The organism is Massilia suwonensis (assembly GCF_042655665.1).
Taxonomy (GTDB): domain Bacteria; phylum Pseudomonadota; class Gammaproteobacteria; order Burkholderiales; family Burkholderiaceae_D; genus Telluria; species Telluria suwonensis.
On sequence record NZ_JBHSMR010000013.1, the window covers coordinates 548,789 to 566,426 of the forward strand.

Consider the following 17,638-nt stretch of genomic DNA (forward strand, 5'->3'; position numbering starts at 1 on the left):
GACATTATCAACCAAATTCAGGAATCACGATGGAACAAGCACGAACCATCCGGCGCGTACGCCACGAGCTGCATCGGCGCGAGGTGACCGTTACGCGCGTCGAGCCGCTCGGCGAGCACTTCGCGGCGATCACCTTCCACGCCGAATCGCTGAGCGGCTTCCTCTCGCTCTCCTTCGACGACCACGTGAAATTCATGTTCACGGCGCCCGAGGGCGAAGAGGTGCGGCGCGACTATACGCCGCGCCGCTTCGACGCACAAGCCCGCGAACTGACGATCGAGTTCGCGCTGCATGGCGACGGCGCTTGCGCGAACTGGGCCCGCCAGGCGCAACCAGGCGACCGGGCCGTGATCGGCGGCCCGCGCGGCTCGATGATCGTCCCGCTCGACTACGACTGGCACCTGCTGGTGGGCGACCTCAGCGCGCTGCCGGCCATGCGCCGGCGTCTGGAAGAACTGCCGGCAAGCGCGCGCACGATCGTGGTCGCCGCCGCGCCCGAGGGCGACCGCCTGCCCTTCCCCGGCACGGCCGAGTTGCACTGGATCGAAGACGGCGAGGCCCTGCCCGAGGCCGTGCGCGCTTTGGCGCTGCCGCCCGGCGAAGGCTTTGCCTGGGCCGCCGGCGAAGCGCAGGCCATGAAGCGCCTGCGCGAGGTGCTGGCAATCGACAAGGTGCTGCCGAAAGAAGCGATGCGGGTGTCGGCCTACTGGAAGCGCGGCGCCGCCGGTCACCACGAGAACCTGGAGTAGGCAGGACTCAAGGCAACGTCAGCGGCGCCGGCTGCGTGCTGACGCCCTGCGCGCGCGCCGCCGCTTCTTCCGCCGCCTGCGCGCGCCGGAACGCGGGCCTTTCCTTCAACCCGGCCAGATAGCGCGCCACCGCAGGCGGGAAGTCGCCGGCCAGGCCGAGATACTCCGCCAGCAGCAATGCATAGCCGACCGAGACGTCGGCCATCGTGAAGCGCTCGCCGCAGAGCGCCGCGCGGCCCTCGAGCACGGGTTCCAGCTTTCGCAGCCGGCCGAGGAACCAGCGCGTGTAGTCGCTCACCACCTGCGGCGAACGGCGCTCGGGCGCTTCGAAGCGGCCGTAGCGCAGGATCAGGGTCTGCGGGAAGGTCAGTGTCGCCTCGCCGAAGTGCAGCCAGTTCAGGTAGGCGCCGTATTCCGGCTCGCTCGGGGCGATCTCGAAGCGGCCATCGCCGTAGCGCACCGCCAGGTACTGGCAGATCGCGCTCGACTCCGTCATGCGGACCTCGCCGTCGAAGAATCCCGGCACGGTGCCCAGCGGGTTCACGCTCAGGTAGCTTCGGTCGAGGGCGCGCGGCGGGAACGGCAGCATCTTCACGTCATAGGCGAGGCCAAGTTCTTCCAGGGCCCAGAGCGGGCGGAAGGAACGCGCGGCGACGCAGTGGTACAGGGTGATCATCGGGCAGGCCTCGTGGATGGCTCGGTACGAAACGGTTTATACCATGCGGGCGTCAAGAAAAAAGGACGCCGCAGCGTCCCTTTCCCTGCTCCCGAGGGTGTTGGCGTATTACTTGCCGCAGCCCAGCGACTTGATACGGTCATAGGCGGCCTTGGCCTGCACCAGCCCGTAACCGTACTTGGTGTCGCGGCCGGCCGTGCCCAGGTCGAGCGCGCTGTTGTCCAGCGATGTACGCAGCTGGGCCGCCGTACAGGTCGGGAAGTAGCTCCACACCAGCGCGGCGACGGCCGAGACGTGCGGCGTCGCCATCGAGGTGCCGTCGTAATAGGCATAGTTGCTGGCCTTGACGGTGAGCGTGGCGCTCTGGCCCAGCTTGGCCTTCATCGCCGCGCCGTCGGTGTCCGAGGCCGTGACCGACGGGATGCCGGTGACGGTGGTGCCCAGGGTGCCGCCGTAGGCGCCGGCCACGTTGTTGTAGACGACCGCGCCGACGCCGCCGCTGCTCTGGCAGTTCTGCACCTTGACCGCGAAGTCGATCGTGCCGCGCTGGATCAGGCAGACCTTGCCCGAGACGGCGGTATTGACCTTGTCGCCGAGGCCGAAGTCGGCCAGCGGCGCGGTGGCCGTTTTCAGGGGCGAGCCTTCCATCGCGCCGGCCGCATAGTTGGTTCCGCCCACGGCCAGCGCGGCGTCGATGCCGGCGCCGGTCGGCACGGTGGAGAGCACGCTGACGCCGGGGCCGGAGAGTTCGACCTTGCTGTTGTATTGCGAGAAGTCGGCCCACTGCTTGTTCTCGTCGAGCGCGCCGACCATGACGACGCTGGCATAACCGGCCGGATAGGACACCACGCGGTTGCCGTCGTTGCCGGCCGCGGCGACGCTCAGTACGCCCTTCGCGTACAGCCCATCGAAGGCCTTCTGCTCGGTCGTGCTCTTGCGCCCGCCGCCCAGCGACATCGAGATCACGTTGGCGCCCGCCGCGCCGCACTTGTTGGCGGCCGAGGCCAGCGTCGACGAATACGCCCAGCCGTCGGCGCCGAACACCTTCACGATGTGCAGCTTGAGCTGCTTGTTCGCGTTGACGCCGACCACGCCCGTGCCGCTGTTGTTGATCGCGGCGATGGTGCCGGCGACGTGGGTGCCGTGGTGGTTCTCGTCGGTGTACCACCAGCCGGTGCCGGCGTCGTATTCGCCGGTGACGGGATTGCCTGACAAGTCTTCATGGCCGCGGTCGTAGCCGGAGTCGATGATGCAGACCTTGCGGTTGGCGGCGGCGCTGTCGGACAACTGGTCGGCCTGGACCAGCTTGATGCCGTAGGGGACCAGCTGGCCGCTGGCATAGGGCGTGCCGGTCGACGGCGTGGTCAGCGCGAAGGGCTTGCGCAGCACGTCTTCCTCGATGTACTCCACGTTCGGATTGTTCTCGAGACCTTTCAGGGCAACCGCAGGCACCTCGATCGCCATCGCGTCCATGCCGAAGATCTCGTGCTTGACCGCGCCCTTGGCCGCGCTGACGACGCCCCTCACCGCCGCTTTCGCGCCGGGTTTGAAGGCCACGATGACGCGGGTCGTGTCGGGGGCGGCGGCCTGGGCGCTGCCGAAGACGCCGGCGGCCACCAGGGCGGCCAGGCAGATGCTGAGGGATTGCGATGCGCGAGTGTGGTGACGTGCCATGAGTCTTCTCCGTATGAATACTTATGATGTCGCCCGCCTGGCCGCTGCGGGGCGTGTTCTCCGCTCACATTTGTAGGAATGTGATTGATCAAGTGTATTTGGAAAACTCAGGCGTTGGTAAACAACTCGTCTATTGTGTGAACGAAAACAGACTCGGCAGTCAGTAATGTTTTCGATTGGAAAAATCAGGGCTTCCTGCCATGCAGCGCTTTGCGCGATGCTTTGCGTTCCTCGGCCTTTTCGAAGCGCCGCTTCTGCTCTTCCGTCTCCGGCACCAGCGGCGGCACCGCCTGCGGCTTGCGGTTGGCGTCCACCGCCACCATCGTGAAATAGCAGCTGTTGGCGTGGCGCTGGGTGCGCGCCTGGATGTTTTCGGTGACGACGCGGATGCCGATCTCCATCGAGCTGGTGCCCGTGTAGTTGACCGACGCGAGGAAGGTCACCAGTTCGCCGACGTGGATCGGCTGCAGGAACATCACCTGGTCGACCGACAAGGTGACGACGTACGAGCCCGAATAGCGGCTGGCGCAGGCATAGGCGACGCTGTCGAGGAATTTCAGGATGGTGCCGCCGTGGACATTGCCGGAAAAATTGGCCATGTCGGGGGTCATCAGGACCGTCATCGTCAGTTCGTGGATGGGTCTTCCCTGGTGGTCGTTCATGTCGTTCCCGATGGGCTGTGGAGGAAAATGCAATCCATTGTACGAGGCTTTGCGCGTCTTTACTTTCAACCCTGCAATTTCTCAATCCAGCGTATAGGCACCCTCCGCCGCCAATGCCTCACCGCAGAACAGCGCGTAGCGCCCCGGTGCGCTGCCGCTCGTCAGCGTGACGGTCGAGCCCAGCGGCACCGGCGCCGTGAAGCGCACCGACATCGCGCTCACCCGCCGCTGCGCCGCCGCTTCGATTGCCGCGCAGCTGCGGGCCACCGAATGCATGCCGTGGATGATGGGTGCGGGCAGGCCCAGCAGGCGCGCGCTCCAGCGCGTCAGGTGAATCGGGTTCCAGTCGCCGGAGACGCGGGCGTAGGCGCGTCCGCTCGAAGGCGGCAGGGTCCAGCTGTCGATCGCCGCGCCCGGCTGCGCCGGCGCCGTCTCGCGCCTGGGCTTGCCGAAGCGGCCGCCGCGCACAGCCAGGTATTTACTGGTGCAGGTAAAGATGCGTTCGCCGCCGGCACTGCCGACCGTCTCGAGGGCGCAATACACGGCGCCGGAGCTGGTCGCAGGCAGGACGTCGATGCGGGTGTCGATCCGGATCGGCGTGTTGGCTGGCGGCGCGGCATGCGCCACCAGTTCGTTCTCGACGTGGACGATGCCGGCCAGCCGGTAGGGAAAGGCGTCGCCCAGCATGGTCGCCATGTGGGCGCGCTGCACCGGCAGATACCACCAGGTCAGCGGTACCGCGCCAGGCGCGAATCCGAGGGTCGCGCTGTAGCGCGCGACATGGGCGCTGTCGATGGCGGGCAGCGTGAAGCTGGAGGTCAGGGGGCCGGGCAGCTCCACCGGCGCGGCGCGCGCACGCTTGGACAAGACCCGGAGCACCAGGCCGGGGCCCATGGGCGGCAGGAGTGGCGCTGGAATTGGTTTGGTAGCGGCGGTCGTTTGAAGCACGTTTTCTCCCTGTGGACGCGAGTCAAGCGCAATCTTCCACCCGGCCGGATGAAGTTTGCGCTGCCAAAATGCCGTGTTTCATCGATAATACAGCCTGACGACGCACTAGCGCACTGTTGCGCACTTTCGTTTTTCGGAGATTGTATGAACAAATTTGGTCCATCGACCCTGTCGATCCAGCAAAGCCTGATGCCCCTTCCTACCCCCGAGCGCACCGCGCTGCTCGAAAACCCGGGCTTCGGCCGCGCGTTCAGCGACCACATGGTCACGATCCGCTACACCGAAGGCCGCGGCTGGCACGACGGCAAGGTCGAAGCGCGCGGCATGCTGCCGCTCGATCCGTCGACGATGGTGCTGCACTATGCCCAGGAAATCTTCGAAGGCCTGAAAGCCTACCCGCAGCCGGACGGCGGCGCCGCCCTGTTCCGCCCGGACGCCAACGCGCGCCGCTTCGCCAATTCCGCCACCCGCCTGGCGATGGCGCCGCTGCCTGAAGAGCTGTTCCTGGAAGCCGTGCACGCGATCGTCAGCACCGACCGCGAGTGGATTCCGAAGCTCGAGGGTGCCGCCCTGTATCTGCGTCCGTTCATGATCGCCACCGAAGCGGCCCTGGGCGTGCGCCCGGCCGCCGAATACCTGTTCTGCGTATTCGCTTCGCCGGCCGGCAACTACTTCAAGGGCGGCGCCGCCGGCGTGACCCTGTGGGTCTCCGAAAACTACATCCGCGCCGCGCCCGGCGGTACCGGCGACGCCAAGTGCGGCGGCAACTACGCCGCCAGCCTGGCGGCGCAGGCCGAAGCGACGCGCCAGGGCTGCGACCAGGTCGTGTTCCTGGACGCCGTCGAGCGCAAGTGGGTCGAGGAACTGGGCGGCATGAACATCTTCTTCGTGTTCGAAGACGGTTCGATCCAGACCCCGCCGCTGACCGGCACCATCCTGCCGGGCATCACCCGCGATTCGCTGATCGTGCTGGCGCGCGACATGGGCATCACCGTGCGCGAAGAGCCCTACTCGATCGACCAGTGGAAAGCGGACGCCGCCAGCGGCCGCCTGACCGAAGCCTTCGCCTGCGGCACCGCTGCTGTCGTCACGCCGATCGGCAAGGTCAAGGGCAATGGCTTCGAAGCCGCGATCGGCAATGGCGAAGCCGGCGCCGTCACCACCCGCCTGAAGTCGGCCCTGCTCGACATCCAGAACGGCCGCGCCGAAGACAAGCACGGCTGGATCCAGCGCGTGTTCTGATTCCGGGCGCTACCTGCGTCCACAAAGGCCACGAGCGATCGTGGCCTTTTTTTCGCCTTTTACTTCCCCGCTACTTGTACAGCACCCCGGGCAGCCACAGCCCGATCGCCGGAAACGCGTACAGCAGGACAATCCCAAGAATCTGGATTCCCATGAAGGGCAGCATGCCCATGAAGATCTGGTTCAGCGTCACGTGCGGCGGCGCGACGCCCTTCAGGTAGAAAGCCGACATCGCGACCGGCGGCGACAGGAAGGCCGTCTGCAGGTTCATGGCCACCAGCAGGCCGAAGAACAGCGGGTCGATGTTGAAGTGGGCCAGCAGCGGCACGAAGATCGGCATGAAGATGACGATGATCTCGGTCCATTCGAGCGGCCAGCCGAGCAGGAAGATGATCACCTGCGCCAGCAGCATGAACTGCACCGGGGACAGCTCCATCCCCAGCACCCACTCATTGATGATTTCCTGCCCGCCCAGCAGCGCGAACGCGGCCGAGAAGATGCTCGAGCCGACGAACAGCCAGCACACCATGGCTGTGGTCTTGGCGGTCAGGTGGGCCGAATCGCGCAGCAGGGCGAAGTTGAAGCGGCGGTAGGCAATGGCCAGCAGCAGGCCGCCGAAGGCGCCCATTGCCGCCGCCTCGGTCGGCGTCGCCAGTCCGAACACGATGCTGCCCAGCACCGCGAGGATCAGGATCGCCAGCGGAAACAGCGACCCGAGCAGCATCTTGAAGATCTCCAGGCGCGCGAAGCTGAAAAAGAGATAGAAGACGGCGAGCGCGGCGGCGCCGACGCCGAGCGCGATCCAGAAGCTGCGGGTGGCCGGCTGCGCCAGCGGCTCCCTTGCCGGAATGCTTGCAGCGGCGTCCATGCGCTGCGGCGAGGCCCCCGCTTCGGGGACCGCAGGGGCCACGGCGGCCGCGGGAACGGCGGCGCCGTCGGCGGCCGGCTCGGCCGGTCCACCCTCCGCCGGGGGCTCGGCCAGTCCGCCTTCCACCGGCGGCTCGGCCAGTCCGGCGTCGCTTGGGGGCTCCTGCAGGCCGCCGCTGTCGTCCGCCGGCGCGCTGTCGAAGGCCGGCCCGGCGCCCATTTCGACCAGTTCCGTGGGGGCTGCCTCGGGCGCGGTCACGATCCGGTAGCTCACGCCCATCACGGCGGCAAAAGCCAGTGCCGGCAGCAGCGCCACGAACAGGTTGACCGCCAGCGTGCGGGCCGGCACATTCGCGGCACGCCGTCCCTTGAAGGCGCCGGCCAGGCCGGCGAGCGCCATCCTGCCGTGGGCGTCGGGTATGGCCTCGGTGTAGGCCGGCAGCGTGACGATACGCTCGCTCGCAGGCAGCGGCGGCGCCGCCGACGGCCGCAGTTTCGCCACGAGCAAGACGTAGCCGACGTACAGGCCGGCCAGCATGATCCCCGGGAACAAGGCACCCGCGTACAGCTTGACCACCGAGACCCCGGCGGTGGCGCCGTACACGATCAGCAGCACCGAGGGTGGGATCAGGATGCCCAGGCAGCCGCCGGCCGTGATGCAGCCGCTCGACAGCTGCGTGCTGTAGCCGGCCTTGAGCATGGCCGGCAGCGCCAGCAGGCCCATCAGCGTGACCACCGCGCCGACGATGCCGGTGGCGGTGGCGAAAATGGCGCAGGTGACGATGGTCGCCACCGCCAGCGATCCTGGCACGCGCGCCATCGCAAGGTGCAGGCTCTTGAACAGCCGCTCGATCAGGTTGGCGCGCTCGACCAGGTAGCCCATGAAGATGAAGAGCGGGATCGAGATCAGGACGTCGTTGGCCATGACCGAATAGGCGCGCTGCACCATCAGCTCCAGCGTCAGGCTTGTTGCCTGCGCCGGGTCGCTGCTGTGGAAGGCGAACCAGGCGAACAGCACGCCCATGCCCATCAACGTGAAGGCAGTCGGAAAGCCGAGCATGATGGCGACCACCACCAGCGCCAGCATCAGCAGGCCCAGGTGGCCGTTGGTCATGTCGGCAGGCGCCGGCATGAGGGCGAACAGGCCGACCACGATCGCCAGCAGGATGGACAGGCCGAACCAGATTTCCTTCCTCATGACGGCCGCCCTTCGTCCGCATGCACCATCGCCTTGAGCTTGTCGACGTCGACTTCCTCGACGTCGGCCTCGCGCGCGGGCCAGTCGCCCTGGCGCAGGCAGAGCACGCAGCGCACGATCTCGACGCAGCCCTGCAGCAGGAGCAGGATGCCGGCCAGCGGGATGACCATCTTGAACGGATACAGGGGCGGCCCGTTGGCGGTAAGCGTGGAATGCTCGCGGATCGCCAGCGACTCGGCCGCGTAGGTGGTGCCGGCCCAGACCAGGGCGATGACGCCGGGGATGAAGAACACGATGTACAGCAGCAGGTCGAGCCCGGCCTGCAGGCGCGGCGGGAAGAAACTGTAGAGCACGTCGCCGCGCACGTGGCCGTTCTTGGCCAGGGTGTAGGCGCCGGCCATCATGAAGGCGGCGCCGTAGAGCATGATCATGAGATCGAAGGCCCAGGGGTTCGGGGTATTGAGCGCATAGCGCGCAAATACTTCCCAGGTGACGAGGAAGGTCAGCGCCACGATCAGCCAGGAAAAGGCCTGGCCGACCAGGGTACTGACCCGATCGACGAAGAACAGGATATTTCGCATGAGGGACTCCGGTCGCGAACTGGCGCGGCCCGGCCGGCGGACCGCGCGCCTTCCACTGCTGGCTTGTTACCGCCTTGGACGCTCAGGCCTTCTTGGGCGCGGGCGCCTTGCGGCCGAAGTAGTGGTTGTAGGCCATGCGGCGCGGATTATTCGTGTCCATGTCCCACTTCATGGCCCGCTCGGCGAACGCGCGCATCGAGGCCTCGACTTTCCGGAACAGCGGATTGTCGGCGCCCTTCTTCGCCACCACCTCGTCCCACACCTGCAGCTGCGCCTGCAGCACGGCGTCCGGCGTCTTGTAGAACTTGACGCCGTCCTTGGCCTGCATGTCGCGGTAGTCCTTCGAATAGCGGTCGACCGCCTTCCAGGCCATGTCGGACGAGGCGGCTTCGACCGCGTTCTCGATGATCGCCTTGATCTTCTGCGGCAGCGCGTTGTACTTGGTCTTGTTGAAGGTGACCTCGAACTGCTCGGAGCTTTGATGGAAGCTTTGCAGCATGCAGACCTTGGAGACGTCGGGGAAACCGAGCAGGCGGTCCGAGCTGGCGTTGTTGAATTCGGCGCCGTCGAGCAGCCCGCGGTCCATGGCGGGCACGATCTCGCCGCCGGGCAGCGCATTCACGGCCGCGCCCATGGCCGTGAACAGGTCGATGGCGAGGCCGTTGGTGCGGAACTTCATGCCCTTCAGGTCTGTAATTTTGCTGATCGGCTTCTTGAACCAGCCCAGCGGCTGCGTCGGCATCGGCCCCGTGAGGAAGGAAACCACGTTGGCGCCGATGCCGTTGTACAGCTCGGCCAGCAATTCCTTGCCGCCTCCGTACTTGTGCCAGGCGAGCACCATGTTGGCGTCCATGCCGTAGGCCGGGCCCGAAGTCCACAGCGCGATCGCGCTCTGCTTGCCGTAGTTGTAGCCCATGACGCCGTGTCCGCCGTCGAGCGTGCCCTTGGAGACGGCGTCGAGCAGGCCGAAGGCGGGAACCACGGCGCCGGCCGGCAGCACCTCGATGCGCAGGTCGCCGCCGGTCATGTCGTTGACCTTTTTGGCGAAGTCCTGCGCGTACTCGTGGAAGATGTCCTTGCTGGGCCAGGTGCTCTGGAAGCGCATCTTGGTCGCTCCCTGCGCACTGGCGACCATCGGGAAAGCCAGCGCGGCGCCCGCGGTGCCGGCGGCGCCCCCGAGGAATTTCCTGCGTTTCAACCGGGATTGCCCCGGCTCCTTGCCATCCTGCGCACCGGCATGCTGTACACCTTCACCCTTCTTCATGGTATGTCTCCTGTCTGGTTTTTATGAAAACGGACTGAATCGATACTGTTGAGGCTGAAAAGCTGGCACATCATTACGGAGAATGTGCCTGCTTCCTTACGGATTTCTTACACGGATGGGACGGGACATGTTTTTGCTTTGTCAGGCATCAAGCATTGTTCTGTTAGTTAAGCCAATCAATTGATTGTCATCAACTATCGAGCACGCCGTACGGGCTGCCGGGTTATCATGCCGTCATTCTTTCGATGCGATCGATCGCCACCCGCATGCTCAAACTCAGCCTGGACGCCCTCCTCACCGTCGACACCATCGCCCGCCGCGGCTCCTTCGCGGCCGCCGCCAAGGAATTGTTCAGGGTGCCGTCGACGATCTCGTACACGGTGTCGAAACTCGAGGAAGACCTGGGCGTGCAGCTGTTCGAGCGCTTCGGGCCGCGCGTGGAATTGACGGCCGCGGGGGCCGAGCTGCTCAAGGAAGGACGCTACCTGCTGAAGGCGGCGGGCGACCTGGAGCGCCGGGTGCGGCGCGTGGCCTCGGGGTGGGAAACGGAATTCACGCTGGCGATCGATTCGATGCTCTCGCCCTGCGCGCTGATGGACGACATCACGGCCTTCTACGGCGTGGCCGACCAGACACGCCTGCGCCTGGTGAAGGAAGAACTCTCGGGGACCTGGGAAGCCCTGCTCGAGCGGCGCGCCGACCTGCTGGTGGGCGCGGCCGGCATGGGGCCGCCGGGCGGCGGCTATACGGCCGAACCGATCGTCACCGTCTCCTTCGTCTTCGTGGTGGCGCCCAGCCATCCGCTGGCCGCGATCGAGCGGCCGCTGTCGAAAAGCGATCTCGCGCCGCATCGCGCCGTGTCGGTCTCGGATTCGGCGCGCCAGCTGCAGGCGCGCACCGTGGGCCTGCTGTTCGGCCAGGACACGCTGACCGCGCCCGACATGCAGACCAAGTACGATTTCCAGCGCGCGGGCCTGGGCTTCGGCTTCCTGCCCGAGGCCTGGGTGCGCGAGGACATCGCGCAGGGCCGCTTCATCGCGAAGCAGGTCGAGGAACCCAAGCCCGACGAGACGCTGTACCTCGCCTGGCGCACGGGCGAAGAAGGCGCGGCGCTGCGCTGGTGGCGCGAGCGCTTGCGTAAGTCGGATGCGCTTGCGCGGCTGATCCTGCCGCGCTGATGGTCATAGAATCAAAGCGCCCAAATTGTTCTGAAATAACAACAAACCGAGCGCTATCATTGCATCTTGGAAATTGTCACTTTACCATGTCGACTCACCGGCGGCTTGGATGCATGCCGGCCCACGCTCCCATTACCGATAACGACATGAAAAAAATCGCACTCGCCGCCGCTCTTGCCCTCGCCTCCCTCGCGGCACATGCCCAGACCTATGTGCAGGTGCCCGACCTCGCCGCCAAACCGCTGCGTTTCGTGATCGGCGCCGGCTTCACCTTCGGCGGCGACGACCTGGCAACGGCGGTCTATGACGACGGCAGCGAAATCACCCTGCGCGGCGGCGAAAGCATCGCGCTGCTCGCGGGCCTCGACTACCGGATCGACCCGCAGTTCTCGGTGCAGGGCACGATCGGCTACCATACCGATCGCGCCAACGCCCGCAACGGCGACCTGCGCTTCGGGCGCGTGCCGCTTGAACTGCTCGGCTACTACCACGTCAACGACAAGGTGCGCGTGGGCGGCGGCCTGCGCTTCGTCTCCAACATCACCCTGGTCGACAAGATCGATGGCGGCTTTGGTGACGTCGACTTCAAGGACACGACCAGCCCGGTCGCCGAAATCGAATACCTGTACTCGCCACGCATCGGCTTCAAGCTGCGCTACGTGAACGACAAATTCAAGGAAGTACGTAGCGGCATCTCGGTCAAGGGCGATCACGTGGGCCTGCTGGTCAACGCCTACTTCTGATCCAGGCAGCGCTTGTACTGAACGCGTGAACGGGAAACCCGTCCGGTAAAACCGTGGGCGAGGCCATTGGCCTCGCCCACCCCTACAGCTACTTACTGCGGCAGGTCGAACAGCAGCACTTCGGCATCCTGCGCACCGTCGAGGACGACCTGCTCCTCGGCGTCGATGCGCACCGCGTCGCCTGCCTTCAAGGCCACGCCGTTCACGTTCAGGCCACCGCGCGCCACGTGGACGTAGGCGATGCGGCCGGCCTGCAGCGGGAAGCTGACGCGGTCTTCGCCATTCAGGATCGCCGCGTACAGCGAGGCATCCTGCCGCATCGATACCGACCCGTCGCGGCCGTCGGGAGACGCCACCAGGCGCAGGCGGCCCGTTTTCTCGGCCGCGTCGAAGTGCTTCTCTTCGTAGCCGCCCGGCTCGCCGACCCGGTCCGGCTGGATCCAGATCTGCAGGAAGTGCACCGGCTCGGTCTTCGAGTGATTGAACTCGCTGTGCACCACGCCCTGGCCTGCGCTCATGCGCTGGACGTCGCCGTAGCGCAGGACGGAGCCGTTGCCCATGCTGTCCTTGTGTTCCAGCGCGCCGTCGAGCACGTAGGAGATGATTTCCATGTCGCGGTGGCCGTGGGCATCGAAGCCGCGGCCGGCGGACACGCGGTCCTCGTTGATCACGCGCAGCGGGCCGACGCCCATGTGGGCCGGGTCGTGGTAGTGGCCGAACGAGAAGGTGTGCTTCGAATCGAGCCAGCCGAAATTGGCGACGCCGCGGTCTTCGCTTTTACGTACTTTCAACATGATGCGCTCCTTTTGTTATCGGCCGTTCGAAGGATTCGAAGCTCGGCGCCTTCATCGTCTGGCGCTGGCCGTGTTGTGCATGGGTTGCATTATGCGCGGCGAAAGCGGGAACAAAAAGCGAGTAGTTTGCAGTCCTACCATCGAAATTTTCGAACGCCTTATTCCGACCTGGCCTGCATGGCCTCGCCGATGGCGTAGAAATGGCCGCCGGCGACGTGATGGATGCTGCGCCATTCCGGTCCCGCTTCCTCGAAGTGCCAGTGGCCATCGCGGAAGACGCGGTCGTCGGCCCAGGCGCCGATCACTTCGCCGATGAACAGGTCATAGGCGGCCTGGTTGTGCGGCTCGGGCACCAGGCGGCATTCGAGCCAGGCCGAGCAGCCCTCGACGAACGGCAGCGCATCGCCGGCCAGGCGCAGCAGGCGGACGCCGGCATCAAGCAGCTTGGCCGGTTCCTCAGCCAGGCTGCGGTTGCCGACCCGGTTCGTCAGCTCCAGCAGCGCCACCGTCGGCACCTGCACCACGAAGCGGCCGCTGGCCTCGATCAGGCCGCGCGTGGCGGTCTGCTTGTCGAGCACCACCGTGAGCTTGGGCGGCGCGAAGTCCAAAGCGCAGGCCCAGGCCGCGGCCATCACGTTGTCGACGCCGCCGTGGTGGCTCGACACCAGCACGGTCGGGCCGTGGTTCAGCAGGCGGTAGGCTTTTTCCAGCGCTACGGCTTGAATATGCGGGTTCATCTGTTCTCCAAAAAGGGGATCGCCAATACTTCCTCGATCCAGGCGGCGAAGGCGCGCAGCTTGGGCGTCGCCATGCGTCCCTGCGGGTGCACCAGCGAGACCGGCATCGGCACACTCGGGTAGTCTGCCAGCACCTCGACCAGCGCGCCGCGCGCCAGATGCCCGGCTACCATATAGGCCGCGGCCTGGATGATGCCCAGGCCCTGCAGGCCGCAGGACACATAGGCGTCGGCATCGTCGACCGCGATCGTGCCGGGCAGCTGGCGCCGCACTATTTCACCGTCGACGGTGAAGTCCCAGTCGAAAGGACGTCCCGTGCGGCCCGAGAAATGGACGACGCCGCGATGGCGGTCGAGATCGGCGACGCTGGCCGGCGTCCCGTGCGCGGCCAAATAGGCGGGCGATGCGCAGGTCACGAAGCGCATGCTGCCGACCCGGCGCGCGATCAGGCGCGAGTCTTGCAGCTCGCCCACGCGCAGCGCGCAGTCGATGCCGTCGCGCGTGAGGTCGGCCAGGCGGTCGGCCAGGCCCACCACGAGTTCGATCCCGGGGTAGCGCGCATGGAACTCGGCCAGGCGCGGCACCACCACGCGCCGGCCCAGCGCGCCCGGCAGCTCGATCCGCAGCCTGCCTTGGGGCGCTCCCGCGCCGCCGCGAAAGCGCCCTTCCGCCGCCTCGATCGCGGCCAGGATCTCGACGCATTCCGCATGGAAGTCGGCGCCATCGGTCGTCAGCGAGACCGAGCGCGTGGTGCGCTGCAGGAGCCGGGTGCCGAGGTAGGCTTCCAGGTTCTGCATGGTGGCCGTCATCGAGGCGCGCGGCAGGTCCAGCGACTGGGCGGCGCGCGAAAAACTTCCCGCTTCGACGATGCGCACAAAAGTCTGCATGGCTTTGATCCGGTCCACCGCGCCCCCGATTGTTCATAAAAAGTGAATTGTATAGCAGTCCTCGCGGGTAATTATCTTTACAATCGCTTGCCCTAGAATGGCTGCAACCCAACCAGGAGCCGTCATGACAACAACAACTCACCCCGCCGCCGACATCTCTCCCGGCACCACCCGCCTGCTGGCCGTGGCCGCCGGCCTGATCGTCGCCAGCCTGTACTACGCCCAGACCCTGGTCGGCCCGATCAGCCGCGCCACCGGCCTCTCGCTCGACGCCGCCGGCCTGATCGTCACGCTGACCCAGGTCGGCTATGCGCTCGGCCTGCTGTTCATCGTGCCGCTGGGCGACCTGCTGGAAAACCGCAAGCTGGTCTTCGTGCTGCTGCTGGCCACCAGCGCGATGCTGGCCCTGGCGGCGTTCAGCAGCAGCGCCGCCCTGTTCCTCGCCACCTCGCTCGGTATCGGCCTCGGCTCGGTCGCGGCCCAGGTGCTGGTGCCCTTCGCCGCCCATTTGTCGCGCGAGGAAACGCGCGGCCAGACCGTCGGCAAGGTGGTCAGTGGCCTGCTGGTCGGGATCATGCTGGCGCGGCCGCTGGCAAGCCTCGTGGCCGACCACTTCAGCTGGCATGCCGTGTACGGCGCCGCCGCGCTGGCCGTCGTCCTGCTCGCATTCGTGCTGCGCGCGCGCCTGCCGCAACGCGTGCCGCAAGGCGGCCTGCCCTACGGCCGCCTGATCGGCTCGATGTGGCAGCTGCTGCGCACGACGCCCCTGCTGCGCCGGCGCGCCGTCTACCACGCCGCGATGTTCGCGTCCTTCAGCCTGTTCTGGACCGTGACGCCGCTGGTGCTGGCCGGTTCCAGCTTCCACCTGTCGCAGACCGGCATCGCGATCTTCGCCCTGGTCGGCGTGGCCGGCGCCGTGGCTTCGCCCGTTGCCGGGCGCCTGGCCGACCGCGGCCACACTGTGTACGCCACCGCAGCGGCCCTGCTGCTGGGCGTGGCGGGCTTCGTCCTGCCCCTGGCCGCGCCGGATTCGCGCGAGCTGGCGCTGGCCCTGCTGGTGCTGGCCTCGATCGTGCTCGACATGGGTGTGGCGGCGAATCTGGTGCTGAGCCAGCGCGCCCTCTTCGCGCTCGGCGCCGAGGTGCGCAGCCGTTTGAACGGGATCTTCTTTGCGCTGTTCTTTGCCGGCGGCGCGCTCGGTTCGGCGCTGGGGGCCTGGGTGTATGCCCGCCACGGCTGGGATGCGGCGCTGTTGACCGGCATGGCTTTCCCTGCCGCGGCGCTGGCGTGGTGGATCGCGGAATGGGCCGGCCGCGGGATCACGCGAAGCGCGCAAGTTCCTCTTCAGTGAAGCCGGCGCGGCGTCGTGCCTCGAGATTAAATGGGCCCTTCAGCACCGGGGCCTTGTAGCGCACGACGAGTTCGTCGTAGGTGGCGCGCAGCGGCAGGCCGCGCGCTTCGCACAGGAAGCCGTACCAGCGGTTGCCGATCTCGACGTGGCCGACCTCGTCGCGCAGGATGATGTCGAGGATGGCCGCCGCCGCCATGTCGCCGGCCTGGGCCAGCTTGGCGCGCAGCGGCGGGATCGCATCGAGCCCGCGCGCTTCCAGCGTGCGCGGCACCAGCGCCATGCGCGCCAGCACGTCGCCCTTCGTTTTCTCGACCATCTCCCACAGGCTGTCGTGGCCGGGGAAGTCGCCGTAGGCATAGCCCAGCGTCTGCAAATGATCGGCCAGCAGCGTGAAGTGGTAGGCCTCCTCTTTCGCCACCTGCAGCCAGTCGGTGTAGTAAGCGTGCGGCATATCCGGGAAGCGCCACAAGGCATCGAGCGCCAGGTTGACAGCGTTGAATTCGATGTGGGCCAGCGCGTGGGCCAGCATGGCGCGGCCTTCGACCGTCGCCATCGAACGGCGGCCGACCAGGCGCGGCGAGACCAGTTCGGGACGGACCGGACGGCCGGGAATGGTGCCGGTTTCCTCGAGCGGCGCCGCGCTGTCGAGGCTCACGGCGCCATCGGCCCAGGCTTGCGCCAAAGCGGCCACGCCCTGGGTTTTTCCGAGCGGGTCGGTCTCGAGTAGGCAGCGCAGGGCCGCGGCCCGCAATTCCTGGGGGTCTTTCATGTCAATCTCGTGCGCGCATCTCGGGTGAATAAAGGCGGCAGTGTAGCAAACCCGCCGCCCTTTGAACGGCCTAGCGCAGGTTGCCGGTATGCCCGAGCGAGTAGCGCCCCGGCTGCGGCCAGACGGTCAGCCCGTGCGGTTCGCCGCCCACCTTCACCGAGCGTACGTCGCCGCTCTTCGTGTCGATTCGGTAGACGACGTCGTCGAAGCGCCCTGCCAGCCACAGCGACTTGCCGTCGGCGCTGACGTTGCCCATGTCCGGACTGCCGCCGTTCGGGATCGCCCAGTGCGCGACGATCTTCTCGCTCGCGAACTCCAGCACGTCGACGCTGCCCGGGCCCTTGCGCTTGCCGTGGATGCGGTGGGTGCCGCGGTTGGTGATGTACAGGTACTTGCCGTCGCGGCTCGGGTACAGGCCGTGGGTGCCGGGACCGGACGGAATGAAGCCGACTTTCGTGAAGCTGGCGCCGTCGACGATGTGCACGCCGTCGGCCATCATGTCGGCCACGTAGAAGCGCTTGCCGTCGGGCGAAATGCGGACGTCCTGCGGCATGCCCTTCTTGCGCGTGCAGATCTCGGACGCGCCGGGATTCCTCGGATCGAAGCCTTCGCGCACGCGGGTGGCCGGCATCGACAGCTTCAGGTAGCCGAGCACGCTGCGGTTGACGAGGTCGATCCTGGCGATCGCGCCGTCGAACTCGCAGGTGAACAGCGCATACCTGCCGTCGATCGAGAACTCGGCGTGGTTGATGCCGCCGCAGTTCGGCACGTCGATCTTGTACTGCATCGCCATCGTGTGCGGATCGCGGAAATCGAGCCGGCGCCGCGCCTCGGCGACGACAATGGCCGACTTGCCGTCGGGCGTGAAGTACATGTTGTAGGGGTCGTCGACGTCGACCTGCCTGCCTGGCTTGCCGGTGGCGGGGTCGATCGGCGTCAGGCTGCCGGTCTCCTGGCGCTCGGCATTGTTCGCCACCCACAGGGTGCGCAGGTCCCAGCTCGGGATCACGTGCTGGGGGCTGATGCCGACCTTGAAACGGTCCACGACCTTCATCGTGTGCGGGTCGATCACGCTGACGTCGTTCGAACGCAGGTTCGGCACGTAGACGCGTTCGAGGTCGCCCTTCACGGCGGAGCTGAGGTGCGCGGCGCCGATTTCGCTGTACAGGTTGTTCGGGTCGACGACCGGCGGCATGCCGCTCGCCGTGACGACGGGGACTGCCGCCGGCGCGGCCGCTTCCCTGGCGCGCATGAGAAAAGCGCCGCCGGCTACGACGGACACGGCGACGACAGCGCCAATCGCGCCGACTGTTTTTTT

The 17,638-nt window shown here is 66.8% G+C and carries 17 protein-coding genes; 5 read left to right on the forward strand and 12 right to left on the reverse strand.

Translation table 11 applies throughout. The features are described 5' to 3' along the window. Positions 1-29: 29 nt before the first annotated feature. On the forward strand, positions 30-749 hold the full coding sequence (locus tag ACFPQ5_RS10415) for a siderophore-interacting protein (RefSeq protein WP_379754600.1): 720 nt from the start codon (positions 30-32) through the stop codon (positions 747-749). Positions 750-756: 7 nt separating this feature from the next. Here ACFPQ5_RS10415 and ACFPQ5_RS10420 read toward each other — a convergent pair whose 3' ends face one another. From ACFPQ5_RS10420 to ACFPQ5_RS10435, 4 genes are all read right to left on the reverse strand, one after another. Continuing rightward, complete coding sequence (locus ACFPQ5_RS10420) at positions 757-1,425, reverse strand: glutathione S-transferase family protein (RefSeq protein WP_379754603.1); 669 nt, start codon at positions 1,423-1,425, stop codon at positions 757-759. A gap of 108 nt (positions 1,426-1,533) precedes the next feature. Next, positions 1,534-3,099, reverse strand: coding sequence for a S8 family serine peptidase (locus ACFPQ5_RS10425; protein ID WP_379754606.1), 1,566 nt, complete (start codon positions 3,097-3,099; stop codon positions 1,534-1,536). 185 nt (positions 3,100-3,284) lie between these two features. After that, positions 3,285-3,761 (reverse strand): acyl-CoA thioesterase, encoded by a 477-nt coding sequence (locus tag ACFPQ5_RS10430; protein ID WP_136219247.1) that lies wholly within the window; start codon positions 3,759-3,761, stop codon positions 3,285-3,287. 81 nt (positions 3,762-3,842) lie between these two features. Continuing rightward, positions 3,843-4,709: a MaoC/PaaZ C-terminal domain-containing protein gene (locus ACFPQ5_RS10435; RefSeq protein ID WP_379754609.1), complete on the reverse strand. Its 867-nt coding sequence runs from the start codon at positions 4,707-4,709 to the stop codon at positions 3,843-3,845. 144 nt (positions 4,710-4,853) lie between these two features. Here ACFPQ5_RS10435 and ACFPQ5_RS10440 point away from each other — a divergent pair, with 144 nt between their 5' ends. After that, positions 4,854-5,951, forward strand: a complete 1,098-nt coding sequence (locus ACFPQ5_RS10440) for a branched-chain amino acid aminotransferase (protein ID WP_379754612.1) — start codon at positions 4,854-4,856, stop codon at positions 5,949-5,951. Between the two features lie 70 nt (positions 5,952-6,021). Here ACFPQ5_RS10440 and ACFPQ5_RS10445 read toward each other — a convergent pair whose 3' ends face one another. The 3 genes from ACFPQ5_RS10445 to ACFPQ5_RS10455 form a co-directional block, all read right to left on the reverse strand. Beyond that, positions 6,022-8,016, reverse strand: coding sequence for a TRAP transporter large permease (locus ACFPQ5_RS10445; protein WP_379754615.1), 1,995 nt, complete (start codon positions 8,014-8,016; stop codon positions 6,022-6,024). Then, positions 8,013-8,597, reverse strand: coding sequence for a TRAP transporter small permease subunit (locus tag ACFPQ5_RS10450; RefSeq protein WP_379754618.1), 585 nt, complete (start codon positions 8,595-8,597; stop codon positions 8,013-8,015). The genes ACFPQ5_RS10445 and ACFPQ5_RS10450 overlap by 4 nt, the downstream gene beginning before the upstream one ends. 82 nt (positions 8,598-8,679) lie before the next feature. Further along, positions 8,680-9,732 carry a TRAP transporter substrate-binding protein gene (locus tag ACFPQ5_RS10455; protein WP_379760069.1) on the reverse strand — a complete coding sequence of 351 codons (1,053 nt, stop codon included), beginning with the start codon at positions 9,730-9,732 and terminating at the stop codon, positions 8,680-8,682. A gap of 395 nt (positions 9,733-10,127) precedes the next feature. Between ACFPQ5_RS10455 and ACFPQ5_RS10460 the strand changes: the two genes are divergently transcribed. Then, positions 10,128-11,039 (forward strand): LysR substrate-binding domain-containing protein, encoded by a 912-nt coding sequence (locus tag ACFPQ5_RS10460; protein WP_379754621.1) that lies wholly within the window; start codon positions 10,128-10,130, stop codon positions 11,037-11,039. 146 nt (positions 11,040-11,185) lie between these two features. Next, positions 11,186-11,782 (forward strand): outer membrane beta-barrel protein, encoded by a 597-nt coding sequence (locus ACFPQ5_RS10465; protein ID WP_379754624.1) that lies wholly within the window; start codon positions 11,186-11,188, stop codon positions 11,780-11,782. Positions 11,783-11,874: 92 nt separating this feature from the next. On the opposite strand, the gene ACFPQ5_RS10470 is transcribed toward ACFPQ5_RS10465, so the two are convergent. From ACFPQ5_RS10470 to ACFPQ5_RS10480, 3 genes are all read right to left on the reverse strand, one after another. Next, positions 11,875-12,576: a pirin family protein gene (locus tag ACFPQ5_RS10470; RefSeq protein WP_379754627.1), complete on the reverse strand. Its 702-nt coding sequence runs from the start codon at positions 12,574-12,576 to the stop codon at positions 11,875-11,877. A 158-nt stretch (positions 12,577-12,734) separates the two neighbouring features. After that, positions 12,735-13,313 carry a flavin reductase family protein gene (locus ACFPQ5_RS10475; protein ID WP_379754630.1) on the reverse strand — a complete coding sequence of 193 codons (579 nt, stop codon included), beginning with the start codon at positions 13,311-13,313 and terminating at the stop codon, positions 12,735-12,737. Further along, on the reverse strand, positions 13,310-14,200 hold the full coding sequence (locus tag ACFPQ5_RS10480) for a LysR family transcriptional regulator (RefSeq protein ID WP_379754632.1): 891 nt from the start codon (positions 14,198-14,200) through the stop codon (positions 13,310-13,312). Before ACFPQ5_RS10480 ends, ACFPQ5_RS10475 begins: the two co-directional genes overlap by 4 nt. Before the next feature lie 124 nt (positions 14,201-14,324). Here ACFPQ5_RS10480 and ACFPQ5_RS10485 point away from each other — a divergent pair, with 124 nt between their 5' ends. Next, complete coding sequence (locus ACFPQ5_RS10485; RefSeq protein WP_379754635.1) at positions 14,325-15,551, forward strand: MFS transporter; 1,227 nt, start codon at positions 14,325-14,327, stop codon at positions 15,549-15,551. On the opposite strand, the gene ACFPQ5_RS10490 is transcribed toward ACFPQ5_RS10485, so the two are convergent. Beyond that, positions 15,520-16,320 (reverse strand): ferritin-like domain-containing protein, encoded by an 801-nt coding sequence (locus ACFPQ5_RS10490; protein ID WP_379754638.1) that lies wholly within the window; start codon positions 16,318-16,320, stop codon positions 15,520-15,522. The genes ACFPQ5_RS10485 and ACFPQ5_RS10490 overlap by 32 nt on opposite strands. A gap of 70 nt (positions 16,321-16,390) precedes the next feature. Then, positions 16,391-17,572 (reverse strand): YVTN family beta-propeller repeat protein, encoded by a 1,182-nt coding sequence (locus ACFPQ5_RS10495; RefSeq protein ID WP_379760071.1) that lies wholly within the window; start codon positions 17,570-17,572, stop codon positions 16,391-16,393. Positions 17,573-17,638: the final 66 nt, after the last annotated feature.

What these genes read in the sequence shown, in the direction of transcription:
- ACFPQ5_RS10415 (WP_379754600.1), top strand. Translation starts at nt 30, where the DNA reads ATGGAACAAGCACGAACCATCCGGCGCGTACGCCACGAGCTGCATCGG.
- ACFPQ5_RS10420 (WP_379754603.1), bottom strand. Translation starts at nt 1,425, where the DNA reads ATGATCACCCTGTACCACTGCGTCGCCGCGCGTTCCTTCCGCCCGCTC.
- ACFPQ5_RS10425 (WP_379754606.1), bottom strand. Translation starts at nt 3,099, where the DNA reads ATGGCACGTCACCACACTCGCGCATCGCAATCCCTCAGCATCTGCCTG.
- ACFPQ5_RS10430 (WP_136219247.1), bottom strand. Translation starts at nt 3,761, where the DNA reads ATGAACGACCACCAGGGAAGACCCATCCACGAACTGACGATGACGGTC.
- ACFPQ5_RS10440 (WP_379754612.1), top strand. Translation starts at nt 4,854, where the DNA reads ATGAACAAATTTGGTCCATCGACCCTGTCGATCCAGCAAAGCCTGATG.
- ACFPQ5_RS10445 (WP_379754615.1), bottom strand. Translation starts at nt 8,016, where the DNA reads ATGAGGAAGGAAATCTGGTTCGGCCTGTCCATCCTGCTGGCGATCGTG.
- ACFPQ5_RS10450 (WP_379754618.1), bottom strand. Translation starts at nt 8,597, where the DNA reads ATGCGAAATATCCTGTTCTTCGTCGATCGGGTCAGTACCCTGGTCGGC.
- ACFPQ5_RS10455 (WP_379760069.1), bottom strand. Translation starts at nt 9,732, where the DNA reads ATGGTCGCCAGTGCGCAGGGAGCGACCAAGATGCGCTTCCAGAGCACC.
- ACFPQ5_RS10460 (WP_379754621.1), top strand. Translation starts at nt 10,128, where the DNA reads ATGCTCAAACTCAGCCTGGACGCCCTCCTCACCGTCGACACCATCGCC.
- ACFPQ5_RS10465 (WP_379754624.1), top strand. Translation starts at nt 11,186, where the DNA reads ATGAAAAAAATCGCACTCGCCGCCGCTCTTGCCCTCGCCTCCCTCGCG.
- ACFPQ5_RS10470 (WP_379754627.1), bottom strand. Translation starts at nt 12,576, where the DNA reads ATGTTGAAAGTACGTAAAAGCGAAGACCGCGGCGTCGCCAATTTCGGC.
- ACFPQ5_RS10475 (WP_379754630.1), bottom strand. Translation starts at nt 13,313, where the DNA reads ATGAACCCGCATATTCAAGCCGTAGCGCTGGAAAAAGCCTACCGCCTG.
- ACFPQ5_RS10480 (WP_379754632.1), bottom strand. Translation starts at nt 14,200, where the DNA reads ATGCAGACTTTTGTGCGCATCGTCGAAGCGGGAAGTTTTTCGCGCGCC.
- ACFPQ5_RS10485 (WP_379754635.1), top strand. Translation starts at nt 14,325, where the DNA reads ATGACAACAACAACTCACCCCGCCGCCGACATCTCTCCCGGCACCACC.
- ACFPQ5_RS10490 (WP_379754638.1), bottom strand. Translation starts at nt 16,320, where the DNA reads ATGAAAGACCCCCAGGAATTGCGGGCCGCGGCCCTGCGCTGCCTACTC.
- ACFPQ5_RS10495 (WP_379760071.1), bottom strand. Translation starts at nt 17,572, where the DNA reads ATGCGCGCCAGGGAAGCGGCCGCGCCGGCGGCAGTCCCCGTCGTCACG.